A 24,767-nucleotide genomic window follows, 5' to 3' on the forward strand; every position below is an offset into this window, starting at 1 on the left:
TATGCAGCTAAGTATATAAGTAGTAAAATATAATTGCAAGAATAAATTTATTCATTATTTTTAGGCAATTTATTACCAAGCAGATTAATGATCCCAAAAGCACACAACGCCAAGGATACCCACCACAAATCTTTGTGGAATGCTAGTAAGATGATTCCCACTAATATTATGAAGCTTCCTTCAATATACCAATACTTTTCCTTAAGATTACTTAAGAAGTAAGTTATCCCAACTACAAAAAACATCCACCCCATACTATTCTCACTGCTTAACCAACTGCCAATCGCTATGATAACAAATAAAAAGCCCAAAATATTATTTCCCTTGTTATTCAATCTTTCACCCCCCTAAGAAATATTAAATTTTTCTAATTATATCAAATATTCCTTTTATCGCAATATTGCCTGGTGCATACTCTCTAAGAATTTATTCTCCATTTCCCGGGAAATAAAAAATGCCACCCCGCTTTTGGAGTGACATTTCTGTTTAATCTTAGTGACGTGCTTCGTAAATCAAATGCTTATTCATAAACTCTTCAATTCCGTAACCACTTAATTCGCGACCGTAACCAGAATTCTTAACACCACCAAATGGCAGTTCTGGAAGTGAAGCCCAACCATCATTGATCCAGCTCATCCCTGTTTCAATCTGTGAAGCAACTCGTTCCGCATGATCATAATTCTTACTAAAGACGGTGTTTCCTAATCCGTAACTAGAATTATTAGCCAACGCAATTGCTTCTTCTTCATCCTTAACCTTGTAAACCGAGGCTACTGGACCAAACATTTCAGTATCAAAGATTGGATTATCTGGAGTAATATCTGTCAAAATTGTTGGCATAAAGAATTGTCCGGCAAGGTCAACCGGCTTATTACCGTAGTAGACTTTAGCACCATTCTTGACTGCTAAATCAACCTGTCCTTGTAATTTATCCTTAGCCTTCTTTGATGATAACGGAGCCAAAGTAGTTGACGGGTCTAACGGATCACCCATCTTAACCTTTGAAAAGGCATCCTTCATCATTTCAAGGAAACGGTCATAGTCTTTTTCTAATACGATGAACCGCTTGGAAGAGGTACATACTTGTCCCGCATTGTATAGCCGCGCAGCTGGAGCCACTTTTTCAACTAGGTCCCAATCTGCATCGTCCAAAATGATAAAGGCATCGTTACCGCCTAGTTCCATCGTGTTCTTCTTAAGGTTTGCACCAGCTTCTTTAGCAACAGTCGCACCACCACGTTCTGAACCTGTCAAGCAAACGCCAGCAACCCGTTTATCAGCAATCGCCTTATTTACTTGGTCATATGTCAAGAAGAGGTTTGTCAAACTCCCTTCCGGTGCACCTGCTTCCTTAACTGCATCTGCAAATGCTTGGGCTGAAGCCGGACAATTAGAGGCGTCCTTCAAGATCATTGGGTTTCCAACAATAAAGTTAGGAATAAATACCCGGGCAATCTGGTAAAACGGAAAGTTCCACGGTTCAACCGCAACTAATGTTCCAAGCGATTGCTTAATTACTTTTGCGCGACCGCTTGTTGTTGCAATAATATCTGGTGCCAAAAATTCATCGGCATGGGCAACATAGTAATCACAGAATGAAGCACATAAATCAACTTCTCCTTCTGCTTCACTAATCAGCTTTCCCATGTCCTTAGTCATAATAGTAGCGTATTCCTTTCGGTGTTCACGCAAAATGCGACCAAGGTTTAATATAATTTCTTTTCGTTCTTCTAAGTTATTATCCTTACGCCAATCCAGGTATCGTTGGTGCGCGTTTGCTAACGTTTGCTCCAATTCTTCATCTGTCGTGTTTTCAAAAGTCTTCTCCACTTCATTTGTATATGGGTTAATTGTTTGGTATGCCATGATTTTTCCTCCTTAACTAAGCGCTTACATTTTATAACTAAATAGTAGACCAATTCAAGGTATTTGCCTTAATATTTCTCAAACACAATTCATTGAATAGTTCATTACATAACAATCAGTTATCAATAAAATAAATAATCGTCTTAAAAATAAAGTTATTAAAGCAATTGTCTATTGCTCATAATTTTCAGCTATACCAACTAGTGAATTTAAATTTTTGTCAAAAAGTCTTTTGGTTAGCGTCTCATACTGAAATAAGTTAGGATTAACTTAGATACATGTAGAAAGGACGTTTTTCAATGGCAATTAAAATTTATGCGTTTGGTGGCGGTCAAATGGTCGAAGCAATGCTGCGAGCCGCCTTAAAGAAGGGAATTATAAAAGCTGAAAGCACAGGGGTTACTGATATCTCAGCTAATCGCGTCAATTATTTGACTGAGACTTACCATCTTCAAGCAAGTCAGCAGCCTGATTGGTCCGCAGTCGCAACGGCAGATATTGTAATTCTTGGCGTCCGCCCACAGGATAACTGGCAAGGAATCATGAAAGAGCTAGTTGCCCACCGTTATCAAAAGGATGTTCTTTCAATCGTTGCTGGAGTAACTGTTAATCAACTCTCTTCATCTGATGACCTTTTCGCAATTACCCGGATCATCCCTAATACCCTAACCGATGTAGCAATGGGATACAGTGGCGTAGTTAAAAACGACCGTGCAAACCAAACCGTTATTGAAGAATTTCTCAATAGTTTTGGAAAGGTTGACTACATTGATGAATCCTTACTAGATGTATTCACTGGATATGGAGTGGCTGGGCCAAACTATATCTATAACTTTTTAATTAGCTTTACCAATGCCGGAGTTCTTGCTGGAATGCCACGACAACAAGCAAACAAATTAGCGCTAGAAAATTTAAAAGCCGCTGCTGCTTTTGTCGAACAGAGCGGTAAACATCCAGCAGAGCTTCTCGACATTAATAACTCAGCAGGTGGCGTAGGAATTACTGCCCAGCACGAATTAGACAAGAGTTCATTTTCTGCTGGAATTGAAAACGCCGTACTTGCTGCTGTCAAACGAACAAAGGAACTCGGCAAAGAGAATACAGGTGATTAATAATGGTAGAAACATTAAACTGGGATCACACAATGGTTGATGTAACTAATCTCGATGATGCAATCAAGTACTTTAATTCTAAAGGACTTGCTTTTACTCCCGGCGGTAACCATGAGTACTGGGGAACAAAGAATGCTTTAGATTATTATGGTCTTAATTACATTGAACTTCTAACTGTTGCTAACAATGAAAAAGCAAAGGCATTCCCTTATCAAAATAATTCTGCGATTCATAATGCGGTTGAAGACTACTTCGACGGTATTCAGCGTATAACGACAATTGCCATTCGTACGACTAATATCGAAGAAACTCACCGCCGACTAATTGAACTTGGACTTGATGTTGGTGACATTACTGAAGGTAAACGAATTGATCCTGAGGGCAAACTAATTCAATGGAAAATCTTCTATATTAACGATGAGTTAGCTAATCACCTACCAGCACCATTCTTTATCCAATGGTCCCAAGATGATGATAAGCGACGTGAAGACCTGAAGAAACAAGGATTAATCAAATTTCATCCAGCCGGTGACTTATTTGTTAAACAAGCAATCTTTAATGTTACCGATCCTGAGGAAGCAGCTAAACAGTGGTCGGCACTCTTACAAGCAGAAGTAGTAAGAGAAGGCGATAAATTTACAATTAATATCGGTAACAAACAGCTCATTTTTACCACTGGGGTTGAAAACCGATTATTTAAACTTATCTTTCACGGCGCAAAGCAACCTGAAAAACTCCAACTTGGACAAATTAGGTTTGATCTACTTGATAAGAAATAGCACAATATAACCTGGGAAATAATATAAGACTAAAAAAACGCGTAAAATCGGTTAAAAAGCTGATTTTGCGCGTTTCCTCTCTCATTTATTGATATTACCTAAAATCTTCAATAATTAATTAGCAATTACTGTTAAAATACTACCAATTACAATTAGGATAATTCCAACTACTGTATATATCATTTCTCGCTTGGTCTTGGTTTCATGCAAAAGTAGGATACCACCAAATGTTGAAATAATAACATTCATTTGACCAAAAATTGAAGCAGTCACTACTCCAAGAGCTTTACCAACAAAAACATAGGCAAAGTTACCAATCCCCCATGAAAGTCCTCCTAAAATATTTAAGTATTGTTCTTTTTGCTTAAATGCTTTAGCGTTACCCGAACAAATAGTATAAATTACTGAACCAAGTAAAATTCCTAATACTTCTGGTAGGAAAATACCCTGACTACTTTCATGAGCAACCTGTGGCATTTTAGGAAAAATCGAATAAGCACAGTAACCAATTGTTGTTACTAATAAAAATAATACCCACTTAGTCGAAACCTTTTTATCCGATGTTCCGTCCGAAATCGAGGTTAAAACAGCCCCAATAATTACAACTACACACGCTGTCAACCCAATACTTAATGCTCTGGCTCCTTGCCATTCATCAAAGAAAAAGATGCCGACAAACGACGTCATAACTAACACAAATGCTGAAGAAAGGGGCATCGTATTTGAAACTCCCATATGTTTAAACGAGATGAACTGACCAACCTGTCCAATTGTCCATAAACAACCGATCGCTAGCGAGAACCAAAAAGCAGTTACACTGACGGTTGGTTTTGTTATCAAATATGCAATAATTCCCACAATTGAAGCTCCAGCACCGATTCCAAACATTTGATTAACTGGTGAACCACCAATTTTACCAGTAATTAATGGCATCGCACCCCAACCAATTGCTGGAATTAAAGCAAGTAAATATATCATTTTCTCTTTTCCTCTTATTCTCTCTTAGAATAATTTTTATTATAGTTTCAAAAGAATACGCTTGCAAGTAACTTTGTGAAAAAAATTCAAAATATTAAGAATTAAAAGTAGACAAAAAAAGAGGGGGACAGAATTAGCTTGGCTAGTTCATAGTCCCACCTCCGTAAGGTTGGCTGGCAGTTTAATACGTAAAACAGTAAAGAGACTGAGCTGATTTCCAGCCTCTTTGTGTTTATTTAATTATTAGTAGATGCCATCGTAAGCCTTTTGATAAAGCTTTACAATATCTTCAACAGTACCCTTACGTGGGTTAGAGAAGGCATTACCATCCTTGAGGGCATTCTTAGCCATCATTTCAAAGTCTTCTGGCTTAGCACCGATTTCCTTGATTGATGATGGAATACCAACAAGCCGGCACATTTCACGCATACCGTCAATTGACTTTTGTGCTGCTTCGTAAAGAGTAAGGCCAGTAGTGTCAAAGCCCATTACCTTAGCCAATTCAGCAAACCGTTCTGGACATGCGATTAAGTTATATTCTTCAACAGTGGTCAAGAGCAAGGCACAGCAAACACCGTGAGGAGCATCATATTGACCACCAAGTTGGTGAGCCATTGCGTGAACATAGCCAAGGTTAGCGTTGTTGAAGGCCATTCCGGCAAGCATTTCAGCTTCTACCATCTTAGTCCGTGCTTCAATGTTGTGACCATTAGCAACTACTTCTGGTAAAGCAGTTTGGATTAATTGAATAGCTTCCTTACATTGACTATCCGTGATTGGGTTGTGGTCAACTGAAACATATGGTTCAATTGCTTGAACAAAAGCATCACAACCAGTAGCAGCAGTAATATCTTGTGGAATATCAAGCATTAACATTGGATCGTTGAATGATACCAATGGAATGTTCCGCCATGAAACAACAACGAACTTCAAGTGAGTTTCTTCATTAGTGATAACTGCGTGACGAGTCAATTCTGAACCAGTACCAGCTGTAGTATTAACAGCCATAAGTGGTGGAAGAGGATTGTCCAAGGTTTCAATTCCGGCAAGTTTGGAAATATCATCACCATTAGTCAAGATAATACCGATACCCTTACCACAGTCATGGGCTGAACCCCCACCGACAGTGATAATTGAGTCACAGTTTTCATCTTCGTACATCTTCTTACCGGCCTTAACATTACGGATCTTTGGGTTAGGTTCTACACCAGTAAATACGGCGTAATCTACCCCTGCTTTTTCTAATGAAGCAAGAGTTTGCTTAACCGGGCCATTATCAATCTTTGATAAGCCTTCAGTCGTAACAATTAATGGCTTGTGCATATTGAGCATCTTTGCACGATCACCAATCTTGGCAATAACACCAGGGCCAAAGAAGTTAACACTTGGCATTAAAAAATCAAATTGTCTATTCATTAAAATACCCTCCTCATGGCATTTGAATACGTTACCATTATCATGCAAGCGTTTGACTTTTGCAATAGGAACATTTTGATTTTTTGTTAATTTTCACCTAATTTTAAGCGAAAATATTGCGCGATTGACCGCAATTTTACGTTCTTTGTCATAAATTTCACAAATTGGAACAATATTATCTTTTTGTTTCACAAGAAATTGCTAATTCGCTCACAAACTATTTAAGAGCTTCATCAAATGCAATTCGTAACAGAATCGCTTGTGGGTTATAGGTATTCAAAATTCGGTCAGCAGTGGCGGTTGAATCAGCTGGCATCATATTAATTTGCATGTTAACTGATAGCGGTCGCATTTTTAATCCAGTAATAACCAGCTTCATTGCAATTTGTGCTTGAGACCCGCCATGTCCGCCAAAGGTTACCATACTAACAGGTTTGCCCTGCCATTCCTTTCCTAGGTAGTCAATCGCATTCTTAAGCACAGCTGGATAACCCCAATTATATTGCGGAAAAACAAAGATAAAGCCATCATAGCTTTGAATTAGCTTACTCCATTTCCGTGTTTTTTCGTGAAGATACATTCCTAAATAAGGAATATTTGGTTCATCCATCATTGGTAAATCAATCTTCTTTAAATCGATGATATCAAATTGAACTCGCGCACTTTCTTTAAGCTGCATTTTTAACCAACTAGCTACTTGGCTACTCCGCCGATTAGGACGAACACTTCCAACAATAATTCCAACTTTTTTCATTTGAAAGACCTCCTATAATATCTTCATTTTAATCGTTTTATCGACAAAATAAAAAACATATGAAGGACTTTACTATAAGTTAATTTGTACTACTTATGGTAAGGCAAACCATTAATAATCGTAAATGCACGGTATATTTGTTCGCTCAAAACTAAGCGCATCAGCTGATGAGGGAGGGTGAACCGACCAAAGGAAATTTGTGTATCTGCCCGTTTAAGAACTGCTGGACTCAACCCCAATGAGCCACCAATGACAAAAGTAATATCACTATGACCATACGTCGTTAGTTTATTAATTTCTTTAGCAAATTCTTCTGAAGTTCGTTCCTTACCTTTAATCGCTAAAGCATACACATATTCCCGATCTTTGATTTTATCAAGAATTCGCGCTCCCTCTTTTGCCATTACTTCATCCATCTCAGCTTGGCTTAACGATTCTGGCGCTTTTTCATCTGGTACTTCAACAATTTCAAACTTACAATAGCGGCCTAAGCGCTTCGCATATTCAGCAATTCCAGCTTTAAAATACTTTTCTTTTAACTTACCAACACCGATTATTTTTATATTCAAGATATCCACTACCTTCCACAGTTTATCCACAGAGTTATCCACAGGTATTTTTAAATTGTTTAACGTTTACCGAATGTTCGGCAACTTTTTTGTTAAAAAAGCGTTTTCTGAATTTTTACTTATCCACAGTTATCTACAGGAACAATCGTTCATTATCATTTTTGAAAGTCATTGGCGCACAAGGGGTTCCGAGCATATATCCATCAAGAATTCCACTTATCCACACTACGGTTCTTCACCTGTGGATAACTTTTGAACAATGGTTAACGTTATTATATCAACTTTTATAAAATTATCTTAAATTCAGCAAAAGTTTTCCACCGACTTATCCACAGGGGATTTCACAGTATTATTTTAACGTATTTCTAACTAATTACAACACGATCTGTGGTAACAATGCAACATTATGTTACCTGACGAATGTTACTGCCTTTAGCCTTTCGAATATTCGTAAATTTTGTATCCTAAAAAAAATCCGCGCTTACTTGCACGGATTTTTATATCAAGCATATTGGTGGGCAATCTTTCCACACACCGCTGCTACAATTGCCGCTAAAATATCATCAATAAACGTATTAACATGAACATTATCATGGTCAAACTTTGCGATAATCCCACTTTTAACACGATCAAAATAGCCAAAATTGGTCGTTCCAATCGTCCCATAGATATTAGCAATCTGCAAGGCAAGTGTTTCATCAACCCCAAACACTCCTGCATCATTTTTAATAATACTTGCTAACGGCTCTGCAACTTTATCTTCCTCCGTCAATCGATCAAGTTCCAGCGCTACCATTGCACTATTTAATAACTCCCGTTTATGCATTGTATCAATTAGATACTTCTGACATGCCGCTAACGTTAAGTCTGGTTCAAATTTCTTTTGTGTTTCATATACGATCTTAGATAGTTCATCTAATGCAACCCCGCGTTCTTCTAAACGGTGCACAACAAACTCGTATGCCTTTGTATCTGGATACTTAAATCGTGGATTGTTCATTTGGCCCACCATCCTTCTAAACTTATAGTTAATATTATAACGCTCTTTTAATAAAGAAACAGAAGTAGAGAGACCCACTTGGCTTTCCACTTCTGCTCTATTAGTTATCATCTTGTTGCGAATCAGTAGTTGTCGTATCAGCGCTCTTTGTTAAGTGAAGCGTAGCAGTATGTTGCTGTCCATCACGATAATAAGTTATCTTAGCAGTTTCACCAACCTTGTACTTATACAAGGCTGCCTTTAACGAACCAGCGTCAGTAATCTTAGCATCACCAAGTTTAGTGATCACATCATACTTCTTTAATCCTGCCGTGTCTGCAACTGATCCACTATTAACGTCCATTATTACCACACCTTTATTTACGCTAGTAGGTAATTTTAAGACAGATTGCTGTTGGTCAGACGTTACATTACTGAGATCAACCATGCTAATACCAAGCGATGGCCGACTAATCTTACCGTTCTTAATTAATTGGTTAATGATCGTTACTACTTCATTACTTGGGATAGCAAAACCGATTCCTTCGACCGAAGACCCTTGTGTATCAGATGCAAGTTTCATCGAGTTGATACCAATCACCTGACCAGCCATATTAATCAGCGGACCACCCGAGTTACCAGAATTAATTGCGGCATCTGTCTGAATAACTGATGTCAATGTACCATCAGTACCAGCCTTTAATGTCCTGTTTTTGGCGGAAATAATCCCCTTAGTAACAGTATTTGCATATTCACTACCCATTGGCGAACCAATTGCTAAAACATCTTGTCCTGGAACGATTGAGTTTGAGTTACCAAATGAAGCAACAGTTTTTACGTTTCCCGCATTAATCTTCAATACTGCTAAATCTGTCGCTGCATCCGCTCCAACAAGGTCAGCATTGACTTTCTTACCATTGCTGAGAATTACCTGTAAAGCATTCGATCCTTTTACCACATGGTTATTAGTAACAACGTATGCTGAGTTGCCACTCTTTTTATAGATAACACCTGAACCTTCACTAGCGGTTTCTAATTTATTATCGCTTGAGGAGTCGCTATTACTATTAGCACTGTTATTACCGTAGCCAAAAATACCTAAAGTACCGTTTGATTGTTGTACTTTTTGCTTATTAATAACACTAACAACCGCACCCTGAACTGATTTATAAGCTTGCGATGCTTCACCATTCAAGTCAGCCTTGTTTTTATTAACCTTAGTTCCGCCAGATTTATTAGAACCGCTTGGCACCTTCGTACTTGTCACTTCTTCGTGGTGCTGCACCATATTGTTAATTCCTAGTGCTATTCCACCACCAATTAGGCCAGCAAATAGCCCAACGATAACTACACCTAGCCATAAACGGTCTTTTAACCCTTCTTTTATCTTTTTCATCAATCAACCCTCCGCTAAGTCAAAGAATTATTACTTTCAAATTACAATTTAAATATGAAAAATCATTGAATAAAGTCGATAAAAAACATGATATCTCAATCTTTTTATTATAACGTCATTAATTTACTTGGCGTTTCCGGTTCAGCATCACGTAACTCAAAGTCATGATTTACCCCAAAATCATGCTGCTCCATCATACTTGCAACCGTTAAATGGGCCAATGATCGCATATTATTATGTTGGCTACGATGTCCTAGAAAGATTTCTTTTGTCCGACGCCCAATGACCCCCATCAAGGCATCTGCTCCTTCTTCATTGGAAAGGTGACCTTCATCCCCTAGAATTCGTTGCTTGAGTGGCCATGAATAAGGCCCCATCCGTAGCATCTCAGTATCATGGTTACATTCCATCAAATATGCATCAGCATCCCGAATAGTTCCTTCTACGCGATCTGAAACATATCCGGTATCAGTTAAAACACAAAATGTCTTGTTATTATGATGAACCTGATAAAACTGTGGCTGAGCGGCGTCGTGTGAGACTGCAAAACTCTCAACCTCCATGTCTCCCAAATCTTTCACTGTATTTGGCGCGATAATATGCTTTTGCTCCAGCGGAATTTTACCAACTTTATTAGCCATTGCCTGCCACGTACCTTCATTGGCATATACGTCCATTCCATACCGCCGTGCAAGGACACCAACACCATGAGTATGATCACTATGCTCATGCGTAACAAAAATTGCATCAACATCCTTTAATGATCGATCAATCTTTTGCATTAAATTTTCAATTCGTTTTCCGCTTAAACCTGCATCAATCAATATGCGATGATTCCGCGTTTCCAAATAGGTTACATTTCCCGTACTACCGCTCGCAAGTATACTGTAACGCAGTGGATCATTCTCTGTCACTTAACGTACCTCCTTGATTATTTATTATTTAATGAGTTGGTATTTACACTATCTGGTGTTTCTTTCATTACCGTACTATTAAAGGCATTAACTTCTAGTTGTTGAATTGCTCCTGAATTTTTCGTCTTAATTTCAACAACCCATGTTGGAACATACACCGCCTTATCATCGGTAGTTGTATTCAATAACTTAGCATAACTTAAACTAGCCCAACGAATACGTGAATTATTAGGAATTTGATTATGCTTATACAACCATGTTACCGCCCGCTGCTGACTAATTGTATTAGACCGTTGCCGTAATATTTCAACATCCTGTAAATAAGTTTGCGTGTACCCAGTTAGCTCATGGTCGGAATTTACATGAAAACGTATTTGCCCATCATTTGAAATTAATGGTTTTCCTTCTAACATTTGCGTATACACAATATTATTCTTATCAGATAATTCCCGATTATATCGATAGTTATCGCCAAGAGCGACCATCTTTTTGTTTTTCAGCAACCTATTTACTCGGTGCAACGGGTTATCCTTAGAAAGCTTGATTGGCTTATCGAAATCACTTGTCAGTGTACCTGATGAAAAATGGGCGTTTTGATTATGCAGTCTTCCTGATTCTTGTTCTAGTACTCCACCATCCGTTGAGCGTTTTCCAGCAACATAGTAACCAGTTTGTTGCTTATTGGAAAGATCACCATAACTAATAGAGTCGTTATGCATTTCTTTTAGCACAGTTGATTGACGGTTCGGCTGGCCATTTGAGACAGTAAAACGTGTCTCAAGGATCAATGAACTTCCAACAAAGATATCAAAAAGTAAGAAGGCAAGAATAAAGATCCATTGAATACGTTTAAAATTCATTCTCTACCCCTCCTTACTTATTTAATTCAGTATATTCAACCCATCGGCCATGGTATTTAATAAAGTATGTCGGTATCAACTTAACAACATGGCTGCTATTACTACTATTTTTCCAAATATAACCCACACGCAAATCTTTAATGTCACGCATCCGATTTGTCGCATGGAGCTGATTGATAACATCCGTACTTGATGGTAGTTTTACCATTTGGTGGTTAATCGGCAACGGTACTTGTAAACTGTAAAGACTCATCCAGTACTGCTCGTTACCATTATTTTTTGATTCTAGGGTTACTTCCCCATAACCATTGCTGTTAAAGATTGGAAAACTATTTACATAGGCACGATAATTCAGTTGTCGTCCATGATTACTTACCTCATCATAGCGAAGGTTATCTAACGGAATACCAATTGCTGTTAGCTTATTGTAAAAATGAGGGAAAATCTGACTTGTCGATTCTCGATCGTCTTTGCTTAAGTAATTTTCATACTTCATTGTTCCGTTTTGACGATTAAAAATTAGGCGCCGATTAGTCCCGTCGGTATAGGTAGTTTCATTCCCATTTCGATTTGCGGTTATTGTCGTATGCTGATTAGTACTCATTAAACTAGCACTTAACGTATCAATATTTTGCGCCGTAACTTGATAACCTAATTCCGGCAGCTCAAATGACCGTGGGTACATCATTACTGCAACCCCGTTAATAATTTTATGGTCAACTGGAATCTTCTCCATTGACGTTAATAATCGACGGATATTACCAAAATTTCCTTTTTCCACTCGTACACGATAAACACTGTAATGGTGGTCACCAAGCAAATAGATTTCGTGTTGCCCATTTAGCGGGATAACAATGTGGTTAATTTGATTAACCCGATCCGTGTCAATTGACTGGGAAAAAGTTTCATCAAAGACCGCACTTGGGATCTCATCTGGATATGTCAACATTAATGAATTTCGTCGGCGTAAGTAACTCAAATAAACATCACTATTATTTTGCTTTACAATATTTGTCCGCCCAAGCTTCCAATGTTGTAATTCCTTTTTTACACTCAAAATTAAATTTGCTTTCGGACTATGCAATTGATTTTGGTTACCATTCTTAGTCGTTTCAATTGCTTTTGTTGGCAGGTATACATCACCCATTGACTGTGGCGTATATTGTTGTGATTGGTTGCTATTATAATTTTCGTGTCGTGCTCCTTCATAAGGAAAGGGATTCGTCCAAAAAATCCACGAAATGAACAAACTAATAATTACGACAATCGTTAAGGCGATTGATTGCCAATTACTTTTCAGTTTCCTCATCATCCCATTCTTCCTCCTCATAAGGTACATATGGCAAGGAAATATAGAAAGTCGATCCCTTGCCTTCTACACTATCAACCCAGATTTGTCCGCCAAGCATATTAACAACCTCTTTAGATATCGCTAATCCAAGGCCTGTTCCTCCCTGTTTCCTGCTCCGCGCCTTATCAACACGGAAAAAGCGGTCAAAGATCCGACCGAGGTCTTTGCGCGGAATACCAAGGCCCTGGTCAGAAATACTAAGAATAACGTGATTATGGGTTTCAAGCAGACGTGTAGTAATAACGCCCCCATCTGGCGAATACTTAATCGCATTATTCATAATATTATCGATCACTTGGGTAAACTTATCAGTATCAATTTCTACCCATAAGTCTTTCTTAGTAAAGTACCGCTCAATCGTATATTTCTTCTTTTTAGGATCTTCCTCTTTTTTGATAATCATATCAAAGCGATCCAAAATGTAATTAAATAACTCATTAATATTTACATATTCGAGATTAAGCTTGGTTGTTCCAGCATCCATCCGTGATAGACTCAACAGATCATTAATCATTCGGATCATCCGGTCAGTTTCATCTTGAACAACCTTCAAGAATTTAGGAGCAATTTCCTTATCCTGCCAAGCACCATCACTTAACGCATCTACATAACTCCTAACACTGGTTAGCGGTGTCCGTAATTCATGTGACACGTTTGAAACAAATTGTTTACGTTCCCGTTCCTCTTTTTGCTGGCTAGTTACGTCATGCAGAACACAAACTAGTCCACTAACAAAACCTGACTCACGCTGAATTGGCGAAAAATAAGCATTTAATATTAAATTATTGCCTGAATTAGACATATCAATTATCAGTTCACGCTGCTCACCATTAACTAATTGACGAACCGTATAGTCATGGCGAATATCCAACACGTCGATGATTGATTTACCAATTAAATCATCTTCGTTTTCAACTCCCAGCAATTGAAGCGCCATGTTATTTACAATCGTAACGTTTCCCCGGCGATCAGTCGCTAAGACCCCATCAGACATATGTGAGAGGACGCTATCAAGTCGCCGCCGTTCAGAATCACTTGACTCTTGAGCTTCCTCAACCCGCACTGATAGGTTATTAACGGCCCCTGCTAATTGCCCTAACTCATCATTTCCCAATACCTTTACTTGACCAGAATAATCTCCGCGAGCAATTCGTAAGGTCTGTTTACGCATTTCTTCAATTGGTCGCGTTATTTCCTGGGAAATAATTATTGCAAGGACCAAGCTAATTACAATTGTGATCATTGCTGCTGATAAATAAACAAGTGTAATATTGTTGATATTTGAGTATACACTTTCCAAACTAGCACGTAGGTATACTGCTCCAACAACGTTATTATTACTATTATCAACTAGTGGAATAACATTTATATAATAACGTGTATGGTTCGAGTTATCATACAGGTTTTCCGTATGCGAACGATTATTCAATAAAGTCGCTTTAATTGCTTGGTCTGTTGTCTTTTGACCAATAGCACCTCGATTATCGGCATTGCTTGTTCCACGAACTACACTTTTACTATCAACAACACGAATTTCCGAAATGTTATTGTTATTTACCTCTGAAAGGATTTGGTTAATCTGTTTATTGGCCTTCTTAGTATTAGAACGTGCTAATTGTTCAGCCAATGAATTATCAACGTAGGATGGTAATTCGATCGTTTGTTTAAACGTATTAAGGTTTTGATGCTCCAATTGACGCACAAAAACCGCCCCTACGCATTCTAGTGTTAACATCAAAATTAACACGAATACCAAGGCGATTTTAAACCGAATCGATTGATAAAATTTTAATTTGCTGTTCACAATGGTTCAGCCTCTAATTCTGATCAGGATTTGCCAAGTAATAACCAACACCACGACGCGTAATTAACCATTGTGGGTGGCTTGGGTTATCTTCAATTTTTTCACGAAGCCGGCGGACAGTAACGTCAACGGTCCGTACATCACCAAAGTAATCATAGCCCCAGACCGTTTGGAGGAGATGTTCACGATTAATAACTTGCCCAATATGCTGCGCAAGGTAGTGCAGCAATTCAAATTCACGGTGGGTTAAATTAATATTCTCTCCCCGTTTTGTTACCGTGTATGCTTCTGGGTGGATTGTAAGGTCTCCAATCTGAATATCTGAATTATTATCTTCTTCTGCTGGTGCTTTAAGGGTTGCCTGTCGCCGCAAGTTAGCTTTAACCCGCGCAACTAATTCCCGGTTAGAGAATGGTTTGGTAACATAATCATCAGCACCCAATTCTAATCCTAAAACCTTATCTAATTCGGAGTCCTTCGCAGTTACCATAATAATCGGCATTGTGTGTTTTGCCCGCACACGCTTTGCCACTTCAAGGCCATCAATCTTAGGTAACATCAAATCAAGGATGATCAAGTCAGGCTTTTCTGCTTCGACTTGTTCCAATGCCGCTTCGCCATCATAAGCTACAACAACTTCATAACCCTCTTTTTCAAGGTTAAATTTTATGATATCAGAAATTGGCTTCTCATCATCAACAACTAAAATTTTCTTTGCCATATCAATGATCCCCTCCAATTGGGTTGATTGATTAATACTTTACTTCTGCTTTATATAAGTGCTTCTATTATAGCACAAAGGAAAAAAACTTAACGAATTTTCAAAAAAGTATTTGACATCTTAAAATTAACGGGTTAGAATAAACTAGTATTCTGTTAAAGGATATGGGCAGTTAGCTCAGCTGGCAGAGCAACGGACTCTTAATCCGTGGGTCCAGGGTTCGATCCCCTGACTGCCCATCAGAGGTTTACAGAGATTGAGTTTATCTCAATCTCTGTTTTTGTACAATCTAATTTTTGCGAAGTACCCCCCTCCCCTAAAAAAGTCATTAATGGCTTAACTAGTTAAAATATACGGTAAAAAAATGATCAAGATCGGCTATTAAAGTCGATTTTGATCATTTTTTAGCTTCTAGAGATTGCCTCGCAATTACTTCAAGGTAAACCATAAACTTCCCTAATAATCAGCTTAAGCGAACGTTAAAATCTATTTAAACTGATCATGGACATACTGAGCATACAGTGGCGTTGTCTGAAGTAATTCCTCGTGTGTTCCAGCACCAGAGATTGTTCCATTTTCAATAAAGTAAATTTTATCTGCATCCACGATTGTACTTAAGCGGTGTGCGATTACCAGTGTTGTCCGTCCCTGCATCAAATCACCCAATGCTTTTTGTACCATTGCTTCAGATTCAGCATCTAAACTTGCGGTTGCCTCATCAAGCATTAATATTTTAGGATCACGAAGGAAAGCTCGTGCAATTGCTATTCGTTGTCGTTGCCCCCCAGAGAGCTTAATTCCACGTTCACCGATTTCAGTTTCTAATTTGTCTGCCATTTTATTTACAAAAACATCCGCATATGCCATCTTCAGTGCTTGCCATAGCTCATCATCATCCACAGTACGGTGCAATCCATATGTAAGATTATCTCGAATTGTTCCTGGCATTACTGCTGCATCTTGACTCACAAGGCCAATTTGTTCTCGCCATCTTGCTAAGTCTAATTTTTCTATATTTTCATCGCCAATAAGGATCTTTCCGGCAGTCGGTTGGTAAAACCGTTCAATTAATGAAAAAATTGTTGATTTCCCACCACCTGAAGGACCAGCAAAGGCAACAACTGCATTCGGCTTAGTCGCAAAATTAATATCTTTCAAGATTGGTTTTCCAGCCTCATAAGCAAAGTCAACGTTCTCAAATCTCAACGGTTCTGTTTCAATATCTTTTTCAATCTTATCTTCGGCAAATTCTTCAGGTTCAGATAGCATTTGTTGAATTCGTTCAGTTGCACCACTAGTTTTGGCCATATTAGTAAAAAGTTGACTGATTACAATAACTGGACCAAAAATTTGGAATAGGTACATTAAAAATGAGACCAATGCTCCCATCGTTATTTGACCATTCATTACGCGAATTGCGCCATAACCAAGGACAATTAGGAACATTAACATCATTAACATATTCGTAATTGGTTGTGTTACCGAATTAATCAATGCTTCTTTAGTTCCAATTCCATATAAGTTATCAATCCGCTGATTTCCTTTTGTTAATTCATGTTCTTCACCATTTGAAGATTTCACTAAACGAACTTCACCTAATACGTCAATTGAATCACTAGCAAACTTAGCTAATTCATCTTGGCGTACCCGTCCAATTTTTCGTGATTGGTTCATCACCGGCATCATTACTAACATTATTAATGGAACAGCAATAAACATTAATAGCGTCATTCGCCAATCCATTGCCATCATTATTACTAACGCCCCTACAAACTGTAAAATTGAGGTCATTGCATTTGGAAATGTTGATGCAAGTAACTCCTTAACTTGAGAGGTATCGTTTACTAAACGTGAACTGATTTCTCCTGTTTTGACATTGTCAAAATATTTAACAGGCATTTTAAGCAACTTTTGCCATAACCGTTTACGAAGTTTTGCAACAACATTCTCACCAAAAATCCCAAGCAAAACCCCTGAAAACGCACTCGTAATTAATCCAGCAATAAAAATAATAACTGTCAAAACAGCTAATGTCGGACTAATATGCCGAAAATCATTAATTAGTTTCTGGGCTAATTGGGGTACAAATAAATTAGCTCCTGTTGAAATAAATCCTAAAAGAATCCCTATAATCAGTTTTGCATATTGCGGATGAAGCTGATTAATCAGGCCAAAGAATTCACGAAAGTTAAACTTATTCCTTCTCAAATCATAAGCCTCCTAACAATTAAGTATCTAACTATTTAACGGTTTATATTAAAACACATAGGTACCTAACTGTCAACAATCTAACTTATTTTGGTAAATCATTGTTGAGGCTTGTCATACTTGCAATTACTGAATCTATTTTTGATTCATCGAGTTGCTCAATAAATTTTTGACATGTTTCATCAAAAACTTTCTTAATCTGCTTAGCTTTTTCAATTCCTTCTTTAGTAAGGAAAATTCGCTTAATTCGTGCTGATTCATTGTCATTCTTTCGGATAATATAGCCATCACGTTCAAGATTTTTAAGCATGTTAGTAATACTTGCATTTCGAATATGGAAATGATCGCCTAGTTCTCGCTGAATGAGGCCCGGATGCTCTTTGATATATAGCAATGTTCTTGCTTGTTGTGGTGTTAGTGCCAATTTTGGCGTAAGAGTATTAAAAAAATGCTGCATATTAATCATATATGTCCGCAATAACCTATTCATTCGTTCAAATTTATCTTTTTTCGATGCCATAATATTACTCCTAGTTTGTTATTTATTAAATAATTATAACAGTTAGGCGTCTAAGTAAATATCAATTTAAAAATTAATAAATAAATTTCAAAAAAACACTTGCGAAATTCTAGAGAAGTTGATATTATTACTTATGTTGTCAAAGACATGGGCAGTTAGCTCAGCTGGCAGAGCAACGGACTCTTAATCCGTGGGTCCAGGGTTCGATCCCCTGACTGCCCATTATTATTAAAGTCACCGATTTATTATCGGTGGCTTTTTTATTTATTAAGCTAGTTACTACCTAAAATTAATTTATTATACGATTACAACTAATCTTACATGCGCTATAATATAAACGTTTTGAAGAGATCAACGATTTTATGATTTCTTGATCATAAAGAAGGAATTTACAATGAAAACACAAAAACAACATCATTTTCCATTTGAATCCTTGCCACCAGATGAACAGAAAAAATTTTATGAAGTATATGAACAAATGAAGCAGGTTCAACGAGATGAGCCTAATCGACTTCGTGAACACCTTGAGGCTTTCAATGATGCTATCTTAGCAATTGTTGCTACAATTATCGTTTTGGAAATTAAACCACCAATTGGTGAAGTTAATTACGCAGGATTTCTTAGCAATCTATTGATTTTCTTGATTTCATTCGCAATTATTGCTGACTTTTGGTATAATCTCCACCTTTTGTTCTCTTTCTTTGTTATTAAACCTGATAGTCTGATAGTAATTTTGGATTTATGCTTGCTCGCTGACTTAGCCTTAATGCCAACAATGACGAAGTGGATTATGTCTGAGGCTTCAGGATTTGCAGTCATGAATTATGGAATTATTTACCTAATCGCATGCATTATCAGAACACTAATGCAATATTTAGGATTTAAAAATATGGGGAAGGAATCAAAACTGCTACAAAGTGTTACGGTTCGGCACTCAATGGCTCAATTTATCGGAATAGTTATTCTTAATGCTGTCCTTATTGCCTTTGCATTCTACTATCCTAAAGTTGTAATGATTCTGTATCTTGCAACACCAATTATCTCAGGAATAATGATGAATTTTCAGCAGCATAAACACAACCTTGATGAGAATAACTAAAACTTATTAAGATAATTTAGACTCTACAATTTTAAGTACTGGTGAAATTTTTACATAAATACTTATTTGACGAAGAGCCGAAATTCTTATATAAATGCCAAAATTTGTCTTTTTGACACTTTAAAAGATAAAGTAGACATTTAAAACCTGTTTTCTTACATTTTAAGATAAATAATCTCCTTTAATTAATTCCATTGTATTATTGACTAATTTATCAAAAAGCTTGATACCGCAACGTTGCAACAAAGCATTGCTAGACTTTATTCCACTATTCTCGTATCCTTATACCAAAAATATGATGAGTGAATCAATATGTCCTTTGGTAAACAAATTTTAGCTCAACGTAAAAAACTCGGCTTCACCCAACAAAACGTTGCCGATAAATTACATATTACGCGGCAAACACTTTCTAAATGGGAGAACGATAAAAGTTATCCTGATCTAAAACTACTTCTTGCCCTTAGCGATTTATATCACGTTCCTGTCGATTCATTGCTTAGGGAAAATGAAGACTTGACTAACTATCTAAATCGTAATAAGGCATCACAGTCGTTTAATATTATCCGTGGTTTATTCTGGCTACTTATGGGCTTTTATTTTGATACTTCCATTAACTATTGGTCTAATATCTTAATCCCCATTATTATCCTTGTCATAATGGAATACCTTGCCTTTAAAGAATCATTTTTTCTGGGAAATCACTGGACTAAACAAAAGACCTATACCATTTGGGGATACTTATGGACCACTGTAATGATTGCCGAAATAATTTATTTCATTATCAATAAACAACTTAACATACTGATTCTTTGTTCTACCTTAGCAGTCTATTATTTTTCTCACCAATACGTTTATAAACTGCGTAACTAAAAAAGACGTCGATCCGGCGTCCTTTTTTATTATTATTCATCATCTTCTGCTAATAATTCTTTGCGTGCCTGTCTTAACCCCATTTCCTGTTCCGGTGAAACTTCTGGATATGCCAATGGCAAACTATTAATCTTTTTCGTCAAAATATCTGAAACAATCAATCGGGAGTACCACTTATCATCTGCTGGAATAACGTACCATGGATTTTTCTTAGTAGCTGTTGCATTAATCGCCTTTTCATATGCTTTTTGGTAATCATCCCAATATTGTCGTTCACGAATATCAGCTGCTGAAAATTTCCAGTTTTTTTCAGGAATATCAATTCGCGCTAAGAATCGATTTCGTTGCTCTGCTTTTGAAACATGAAGGAAAAATTTAACAATCATATAGCCATTTCGTGTCAAATAGCTTTCATATTGGCGAATATCCTCATACCGACTATCAAAGAAACGAGCATCTACGTCTTTTAATGATTCCACTCCCGGCAAATTAGCATTAACGATTAGTTCAGGATGGACCCGTGAAACAAGAACATCCTCATAATAAGAACGATTAAAGACGCCAATGTCACCACGCATCGGCAACTCGCGGGTTATTCGCCAAAGGTAGTCATGACGTAATTCACGACCGGTTGGTTGCTTAAAATTAGCGACCTTGAAACCGACTGGATTAACACCAGCAAAGATATGTGAAATCATACTATCTTTTCCTGCTGCATCCATTGCTTGAAAGACCACTAAAACACCATAGTGGCGCCGTGCATACATCATCTTTTGCGCATTCTTTATTGACTTAACATTCTTCTTAATTTTCTTTTTAATCTTCTTTAACTCGTCAGCAGAATCTTTAACTTTCGTTGGCGCTTTTTTTATATCAAAATCCTTACCAGTATAACGGTATTGGTCAGTCTTCATTGATTTTCACCTCATTGCTTTCAATTCATTCTCATTTACATCATAGCAAATGACTTATAATTTGGTTAATTAAAAAGCCCCTAACTACAAATGTTAAGAACTTTTCAACTATTATTTAGGCTCCGCTTTTCTTCATCACTCAATAATATCCCTTGTACTCAGTTGATATTTACTATGCTTCAACCGACCAATCTTATGTTCACGCCCATCATTAACAATAAATTCATCTACTGCGCCACACTCATCACAGACTACAACGATCTGGTACCGTTGCGAATCATCGTTATTCGTATCCATCCAATTACGTTCGGCAATCAATAATGGTTTTTGGTGGCAACGATAGCAAGGGATTGCTAATTTACGACCTTCACGAAAAGGATCTCCAGTTTTGCCAACCATTCCCCACCGATCTTCACCATGAACATTATCATAATTATTGTAAAACATTATCTCACTTCTCTAATATTCGACTGTTTTTGCCCGTTTTACTTTAACAACTAATAATACAATTATCTCCATTATGAAAATAGAAACGGCACAAATGACAAATAAAATATGATAAGACGTTGCTTCAATCATCAAGCCCCCGAATAATGGGCCAATTGCTTTACCGATTGATGAGAATGCATTCAAAATTCCTTGGTATTTTCCCTTAACTGCCACTGGCGATAAACTATTGACAATTGCCGGCATTGTTGGCAGTGCTGTCGCTTCACCAATCGTCAAAACAACCATTGCGGCAACAAACCAACTATACGAGTGAGCATATAATAAGAGAACGAATGAAAAACCGATTGTAAATATTCCAATAAATACTTGTGCATATGGACGATTAATCCACCGGTTGAGCCACGTTAATCCCAACTGGAAAATAACAATCAAAATCCCATTTAACGTCCAAAGTAAACTATACTTCGTCATTGATATTCCCTGGTCAGTCATAAATACTGATAAATTACTTGCCCATTGTTCGTACATTGTCCAAATTACAACTAACGCAATAAAAAATATCCAGTTAATCCATAAATTAGCTTGGGGGAGCTTGATGCTAGTTGTTTGCTCATTATTAGTTTCAGTTTGGGTGGTTGACTGGTGACTATCCTTAAAGAAGAAAAGGACAACGAGTAAAAACATCGTGTACAAAATAGTCGTGATTAAAAACATTGGTGATACGTTACCATGCGCATACTGGTACAGTGGACCGACAATCGTTGTCCCAATCACCATCCCTAAGTTATTGGCAAAATAAAGCATATTAAATACGTACCGTCCATCACGACCAGACCGCGTTGCGAAGGAATTCACCATCGTAATTATCCAACCATTGAAAAAGCCGATTGCGGTCAATAAAATCCCATAAATAGGCCATCCATTAAATAAGATCATGATCGCCATTACAATAGTCGCTAGCAATGTTCCGCCAATCATTAACTTACGAGGATTAGCTCGATCAAACAGCAACCCGCTTACATAACTACCAATAACATTTGCTCCTGAATAAAAAAGCAATACGATTCCAGAAACAGTTAACGATTCATGTAACTGATCATGGATATAAATTGTTGTTAATGGCCATACAAAACTGTTCCCAATACTTCCTAGGAACATTCCTAATAACAACCATTTTAACTCTACTCCTTGACGGTTCATTGTTTACGCCTCCTCAATTACTATCATACCGTTTATTCTTTATAAAAACCTTTTTAGTGTCTTAAGCGCACTAAAAGGGCTACCCCAGTTTTCTGCTGAAATGCCCTCTTAGACTTATCATTTTTAATTATTATCCTCTGGAAGATAAGAAATCGAAGTGAACTTATTATAGGATTTTGCAAATAATAACTTAACCGTCCCGCGCGGACCACTACGATTCTTTTCGATGATGACTTCAACTTCACTTGCATTAGAGCCATCGTCATCTTGATTATTTCCCTGGTTATTATTATCATCGTCAGAATCTTCATCATGTTCGTAATAGTCATCACGATAAAGGAAACTAACAATATCCGCATCCTGTTCAATTGATCCTGATTCACGAATATCAGATAATACTGGACGTTTATCTTGCCGTTGCTCAACTCCCCGCGATAATTGCGAAAGAGCAATCACTGGCACTTCTAACTCTTTAGCTAGTTTTTTTAACTGTCGAGAAATTTCAGAAACTTCTTGCTGGCGGTTATCAGGGTTGCTCCCTTCGATCAATTGAAGATAATCAATAACAATTAATCCTAAGTTTCCCTTTTCCTTAGCTAGCCGCCGACAACGTGCCCGTATTTCGGCAACTTTAATTCCCGGCGTATCATCAATATAAATACTTGCATTACTCAACGCCCCGGTTGCAATAAACAAGCTTTCCCATTCATCTGGATTGAGTTGACCAGTTCGCAAATGATTAGCATTAATGTTTCCTTCAGCGCATAACATCCGGTTTGCAAGTGATTCTGCGCCCATTTCAAGACTAAAAATTGCGACAGTATTATCCGTTCGAGTTGCCACATTTTGAGCAATATTAAGGACAAATGCCGTTTTTCCAACAGCTGGTCGCGCTGCAATAATTACCAATTCGTCTTTATGCAGCCCGGTTGTCATTTCATCCAATTGCGCATAACCTGTCGATAGCCCGGTAATTTCTGATCCCTGCTTAGCAAGATCGCTAACATGATTAATTGACTGTTGAAGCACGTCTCCAATACTTTGAAAACCTGTTTGCCGACTATTTTCAGAAACTGACATAATTTCCTGTTCAGCACGGTCAAGTTGGTCTTCAACTTTGTCATTACCAGCATAACTATCATTGATAATTTTGGTTGCTGTATTAATTAAGCGTCGAGAAATTGCCTTATCATGAACAATCTTAGAATAATAAACAACATTAGCTGCTGTCGGCACTGCTGTTGCAAGTTCACCAATATAAGCAACTCCACCAACATTTTCCGTTTGATTATCCTGATCCAGAATATTTTTCATTGTCAGTGGGTCAATCGGCTGATCCTCATCATTTAACTGGATCATTTTTTCAAAGATAATCTGATGAGCCTTCCGATAAAAATCTTGTGGCTCTAAATATTCCATTGCATCAGCCAACGCGTTTTTACTCAAAAAAGCAGCTCCAAGAACTGCTTTTTCTGCTTCAATATCGCGTGGTTCTTCTTGCATTGGTGCATTATCCATAGCGATACCGCTCCTTAAATATCTTGATTCGCATTACTTCTCTGCAATGTGAACACGAATTTGTGCCTCAACTTCTGGGTGAAGCTTAATTGGCACATTGACATAACCTAGCGCCTTAATTGGGGCAGCTAGCTCAATCTTTCGCTTATCGATCTTCAGGTCAAATTGTTTTTGTAAAGCAGTTGCAATTTGCTTAGTAGAGATAGAACCAAACATCCGACCGTCAGTACCAGCCTTCCCGCTTAATTCTACAACAGTATTATCATTTTCAAGAATTTTTTTCATCCGCTTGGCATTAGCAAGTTCTTCCGCAGCATGCTTTTCTTCAGCCCGCTGTTGTCCTTTTAATTGACTCATTGCCGCTTTAGTAGCTTGTTTTGCAAGTCCACGCTTAATTAAGTAGTTTTGTGCATATCCATCTGGCACTTCTTTTACTTGACCACGTTGTCCACGGCCTCGAACATCTTGCGTAAAAATAACTTTCATTAT

Annotated in this window: 24 protein-coding genes and 2 tRNA genes; 6 read left to right on the forward strand and 20 right to left on the reverse strand. The window is 37.5% G+C overall.

Annotated features, from left to right (window positions below; genetic code table 11):
• Positions 1 to 47: 47 nt before the first annotated feature.
• Both H5S39_RS00705 and H5S39_RS00710 read right to left on the reverse strand, forming a co-directional pair.
• A complete protein-coding gene (locus H5S39_RS00705) occupies positions 48 to 335 on the reverse strand; it encodes a hypothetical protein (RefSeq protein WP_182595171.1) in 288 nt (95 codons plus the stop codon).
• Positions 336 to 492: 157 nt separating this feature from the next.
• The gene (locus H5S39_RS00710) at positions 493 to 1,866 is read right to left on the reverse strand and encodes an NAD-dependent succinate-semialdehyde dehydrogenase (protein ID WP_182595172.1); all 1,374 of its coding nucleotides are present in this window, start codon (positions 1,864 to 1,866) and stop codon (positions 493 to 495) included.
• Between the two features lie 299 nt (positions 1,867 to 2,165).
• Between H5S39_RS00710 and H5S39_RS00715 the strand changes: the two genes are divergently transcribed.
• Positions 2,166 to 2,978, forward strand: coding sequence for a pyrroline-5-carboxylate reductase family protein (locus tag H5S39_RS00715; protein WP_182595173.1), 813 nt, complete (start codon positions 2,166 to 2,168; stop codon positions 2,976 to 2,978).
• A gap of 2 nt (positions 2,979 to 2,980) precedes the next feature.
• The gene (locus tag H5S39_RS00720) at positions 2,981 to 3,757 is read left to right on the forward strand and encodes a VOC family protein (RefSeq protein ID WP_182595174.1); all 777 of its coding nucleotides are present in this window, start codon (positions 2,981 to 2,983) and stop codon (positions 3,755 to 3,757) included.
• 114 nt (positions 3,758 to 3,871) lie between these two features.
• Here H5S39_RS00720 and H5S39_RS00725 read toward each other — a convergent pair whose 3' ends face one another.
• The 11 genes from H5S39_RS00725 to yycF form a co-directional block, all read right to left on the reverse strand.
• Positions 3,872 to 4,735, reverse strand: coding sequence for a GRP family sugar transporter (locus tag H5S39_RS00725; RefSeq protein WP_003665279.1), 864 nt, complete (start codon positions 4,733 to 4,735; stop codon positions 3,872 to 3,874).
• A gap of 243 nt (positions 4,736 to 4,978) precedes the next feature.
• Complete coding sequence (locus H5S39_RS00730; protein WP_182595175.1) at positions 4,979 to 6,151, reverse strand: iron-containing alcohol dehydrogenase; 1,173 nt, start codon at positions 6,149 to 6,151, stop codon at positions 4,979 to 4,981.
• Between the two features lie 217 nt (positions 6,152 to 6,368).
• Entirely contained in the window at positions 6,369 to 6,905 is a 537-nt protein-coding gene (locus H5S39_RS00735) for an NADPH-dependent FMN reductase (RefSeq protein ID WP_182595176.1), read from the reverse strand.
• Positions 6,906 to 6,994: 89 nt separating this feature from the next.
• Positions 6,995 to 7,474, reverse strand: coding sequence for a 23S rRNA (pseudouridine(1915)-N(3))-methyltransferase RlmH (rlmH, locus tag H5S39_RS00740; RefSeq protein WP_182595177.1), 480 nt, complete (start codon positions 7,472 to 7,474; stop codon positions 6,995 to 6,997).
• Between the two features lie 502 nt (positions 7,475 to 7,976).
• On the reverse strand, positions 7,977 to 8,474 hold the full coding sequence (locus H5S39_RS00745) for a phosphatidylglycerophosphatase A family protein (protein WP_375139104.1): 498 nt from the start codon (positions 8,472 to 8,474) through the stop codon (positions 7,977 to 7,979).
• Positions 8,475 to 8,574: 100 nt separating this feature from the next.
• A complete protein-coding gene (locus tag H5S39_RS00750) occupies positions 8,575 to 9,849 on the reverse strand; it encodes a S1C family serine protease (RefSeq protein WP_182595179.1) in 1,275 nt (424 codons plus the stop codon).
• 107 nt (positions 9,850 to 9,956) lie between these two features.
• Positions 9,957 to 10,763 carry an MBL fold metallo-hydrolase gene (locus tag H5S39_RS00755; protein ID WP_182595180.1) on the reverse strand — a complete coding sequence of 269 codons (807 nt, stop codon included), beginning with the start codon at positions 10,761 to 10,763 and terminating at the stop codon, positions 9,957 to 9,959.
• Between the two features lie 17 nt (positions 10,764 to 10,780).
• Entirely contained in the window at positions 10,781 to 11,623 is an 843-nt protein-coding gene (locus H5S39_RS00760; protein ID WP_182595181.1) for a two-component system regulatory protein YycI, read from the reverse strand.
• Positions 11,624 to 11,636: 13 nt separating this feature from the next.
• Positions 11,637 to 12,935: a YycH family regulatory protein gene (locus H5S39_RS00765; RefSeq protein WP_182595182.1), complete on the reverse strand. Its 1,299-nt coding sequence runs from the start codon at positions 12,933 to 12,935 to the stop codon at positions 11,637 to 11,639.
• Positions 12,913 to 14,778 (reverse strand): cell wall metabolism sensor histidine kinase WalK, encoded by a 1,866-nt coding sequence (gene walK / locus H5S39_RS00770; protein ID WP_182595183.1) that lies wholly within the window; start codon positions 14,776 to 14,778, stop codon positions 12,913 to 12,915. Before walK ends, H5S39_RS00765 begins: the two co-directional genes overlap by 23 nt.
• A gap of 13 nt (positions 14,779 to 14,791) precedes the next feature.
• Entirely contained in the window at positions 14,792 to 15,499 is a 708-nt protein-coding gene (gene yycF, locus H5S39_RS00775; protein ID WP_182595184.1) for a response regulator YycF, read from the reverse strand.
• A 166-nt stretch (positions 15,500 to 15,665) separates the two neighbouring features.
• Between yycF and H5S39_RS00780 the strand changes: the two genes are divergently transcribed.
• Positions 15,666 to 15,738: transfer RNA gene (locus tag H5S39_RS00780), tRNA-Lys, on the forward strand.
• Positions 15,739 to 15,985: 247 nt separating this feature from the next.
• On the opposite strand, the gene H5S39_RS00785 is transcribed toward H5S39_RS00780, so the two are convergent.
• Both H5S39_RS00785 and H5S39_RS00790 read right to left on the reverse strand, forming a co-directional pair.
• Positions 15,986 to 17,707: an ABC transporter ATP-binding protein gene (locus tag H5S39_RS00785; protein ID WP_182595185.1), complete on the reverse strand. Its 1,722-nt coding sequence runs from the start codon at positions 17,705 to 17,707 to the stop codon at positions 15,986 to 15,988.
• An 85-nt stretch (positions 17,708 to 17,792) separates the two neighbouring features.
• Entirely contained in the window at positions 17,793 to 18,227 is a 435-nt protein-coding gene (locus H5S39_RS00790) for a MarR family winged helix-turn-helix transcriptional regulator (RefSeq protein WP_182595186.1), read from the reverse strand.
• Positions 18,228 to 18,376: 149 nt separating this feature from the next.
• Here H5S39_RS00790 and H5S39_RS00795 point away from each other — a divergent pair.
• The 3 genes from H5S39_RS00795 (at position 18,377) to H5S39_RS00805 (ending at position 20,196) form a co-directional block, all read left to right on the forward strand.
• Positions 18,377 to 18,449 (forward strand) — tRNA-Lys (locus tag H5S39_RS00795).
• Positions 18,450 to 18,621: 172 nt separating this feature from the next.
• Positions 18,622 to 19,326, forward strand: coding sequence for a TMEM175 family protein (locus tag H5S39_RS00800; RefSeq protein WP_182595187.1), 705 nt, complete (start codon positions 18,622 to 18,624; stop codon positions 19,324 to 19,326).
• 312 nt (positions 19,327 to 19,638) lie between these two features.
• Entirely contained in the window at positions 19,639 to 20,196 is a 558-nt protein-coding gene (locus H5S39_RS00805) for a helix-turn-helix domain-containing protein (RefSeq protein WP_182595188.1), read from the forward strand.
• Between the two features lie 32 nt (positions 20,197 to 20,228).
• On the opposite strand, the gene H5S39_RS00810 is transcribed toward H5S39_RS00805, so the two are convergent.
• The 5 genes from H5S39_RS00810 to rplI all read right to left on the reverse strand — a co-directional run bounded on the left by H5S39_RS00810 (position 20,229) and on the right by rplI (position 24,764).
• On the reverse strand, positions 20,229 to 21,110 hold the full coding sequence (locus H5S39_RS00810; RefSeq protein WP_182595189.1) for a PPK2 family polyphosphate kinase: 882 nt from the start codon (positions 21,108 to 21,110) through the stop codon (positions 20,229 to 20,231).
• A gap of 135 nt (positions 21,111 to 21,245) precedes the next feature.
• Entirely contained in the window at positions 21,246 to 21,557 is a 312-nt protein-coding gene (locus tag H5S39_RS00815) for a hypothetical protein (protein WP_182595190.1), read from the reverse strand.
• A gap of 12 nt (positions 21,558 to 21,569) precedes the next feature.
• A complete protein-coding gene (locus H5S39_RS00820; RefSeq protein WP_182595191.1) occupies positions 21,570 to 22,760 on the reverse strand; it encodes an MDR family MFS transporter in 1,191 nt (396 codons plus the stop codon).
• Between the two features lie 123 nt (positions 22,761 to 22,883).
• Positions 22,884 to 24,278, reverse strand: a complete 1,395-nt coding sequence (gene dnaB, locus H5S39_RS00825) for a replicative DNA helicase (RefSeq protein ID WP_182595192.1) — start codon at positions 24,276 to 24,278, stop codon at positions 22,884 to 22,886.
• Positions 24,279 to 24,311: 33 nt separating this feature from the next.
• Positions 24,312 to 24,764, reverse strand: coding sequence for a 50S ribosomal protein L9 (gene rplI / locus H5S39_RS00830; RefSeq protein ID WP_182595193.1), 453 nt, complete (start codon positions 24,762 to 24,764; stop codon positions 24,312 to 24,314).
• Between the last annotated feature and the right edge of the window lie 3 nt (positions 24,765 to 24,767).

The sequence above is a fragment of the Limosilactobacillus rudii genome, assembly GCF_014145455.1.
GTDB classification, from domain to species: domain Bacteria; phylum Bacillota; class Bacilli; order Lactobacillales; family Lactobacillaceae; genus Limosilactobacillus; species Limosilactobacillus rudii.

Coding starts and splice junctions, on each gene's coding strand:
- H5S39_RS00710 (WP_182595172.1), bottom strand. CDS start 1,866: ATGGCATACCAAACAATTAACCCATATACAAATGAAGTGGAGAAGACT.
- H5S39_RS00715 (WP_182595173.1), top strand. CDS start 2,166: ATGGCAATTAAAATTTATGCGTTTGGTGGCGGTCAAATGGTCGAAGCA.
- H5S39_RS00720 (WP_182595174.1), top strand. CDS start 2,981: ATGGTAGAAACATTAAACTGGGATCACACAATGGTTGATGTAACTAAT.
- H5S39_RS00725 (WP_003665279.1), bottom strand. CDS start 4,735: ATGATATATTTACTTGCTTTAATTCCAGCAATTGGTTGGGGTGCGATG.
- H5S39_RS00730 (WP_182595175.1), bottom strand. CDS start 6,151: ATGAATAGACAATTTGATTTTTTAATGCCAAGTGTTAACTTCTTTGGC.
- H5S39_RS00735 (WP_182595176.1), bottom strand. CDS start 6,905: ATGAAAAAAGTTGGAATTATTGTTGGAAGTGTTCGTCCTAATCGGCGG.
- H5S39_RS00745 (WP_375139104.1), bottom strand. CDS start 8,474: ATGAACAATCCACGATTTAAGTATCCAGATACAAAGGCATACGAGTTT.
- H5S39_RS00750 (WP_182595179.1), bottom strand. CDS start 9,849: ATGAAAAAGATAAAAGAAGGGTTAAAAGACCGTTTATGGCTAGGTGTA.
- H5S39_RS00760 (WP_182595181.1), bottom strand. CDS start 11,623: ATGAATTTTAAACGTATTCAATGGATCTTTATTCTTGCCTTCTTACTT.
- H5S39_RS00765 (WP_182595182.1), bottom strand. CDS start 12,935: ATGATGAGGAAACTGAAAAGTAATTGGCAATCAATCGCCTTAACGATT.
- yycF (WP_182595184.1), bottom strand. CDS start 15,499: ATGGCAAAGAAAATTTTAGTTGTTGATGATGAGAAGCCAATTTCTGAT.
- H5S39_RS00790 (WP_182595186.1), bottom strand. CDS start 18,227: ATGGCATCGAAAAAAGATAAATTTGAACGAATGAATAGGTTATTGCGG.
- H5S39_RS00800 (WP_182595187.1), top strand. CDS start 18,622: ATGAAAACACAAAAACAACATCATTTTCCATTTGAATCCTTGCCACCA.
- H5S39_RS00805 (WP_182595188.1), top strand. CDS start 19,639: ATGTCCTTTGGTAAACAAATTTTAGCTCAACGTAAAAAACTCGGCTTC.
- H5S39_RS00810 (WP_182595189.1), bottom strand. CDS start 21,110: ATGAAGACTGACCAATACCGTTATACTGGTAAGGATTTTGATATAAAA.
- H5S39_RS00815 (WP_182595190.1), bottom strand. CDS start 21,557: ATGTTTTACAATAATTATGATAATGTTCATGGTGAAGATCGGTGGGGA.
- H5S39_RS00820 (WP_182595191.1), bottom strand. CDS start 22,760: ATGAACCGTCAAGGAGTAGAGTTAAAATGGTTGTTATTAGGAATGTTC.
- dnaB (WP_182595192.1), bottom strand. CDS start 24,278: ATGGATAATGCACCAATGCAAGAAGAACCACGCGATATTGAAGCAGAA.
- rplI (WP_182595193.1), bottom strand. CDS start 24,764: ATGAAAGTTATTTTTACGCAAGATGTTCGAGGCCGTGGACAACGTGGT.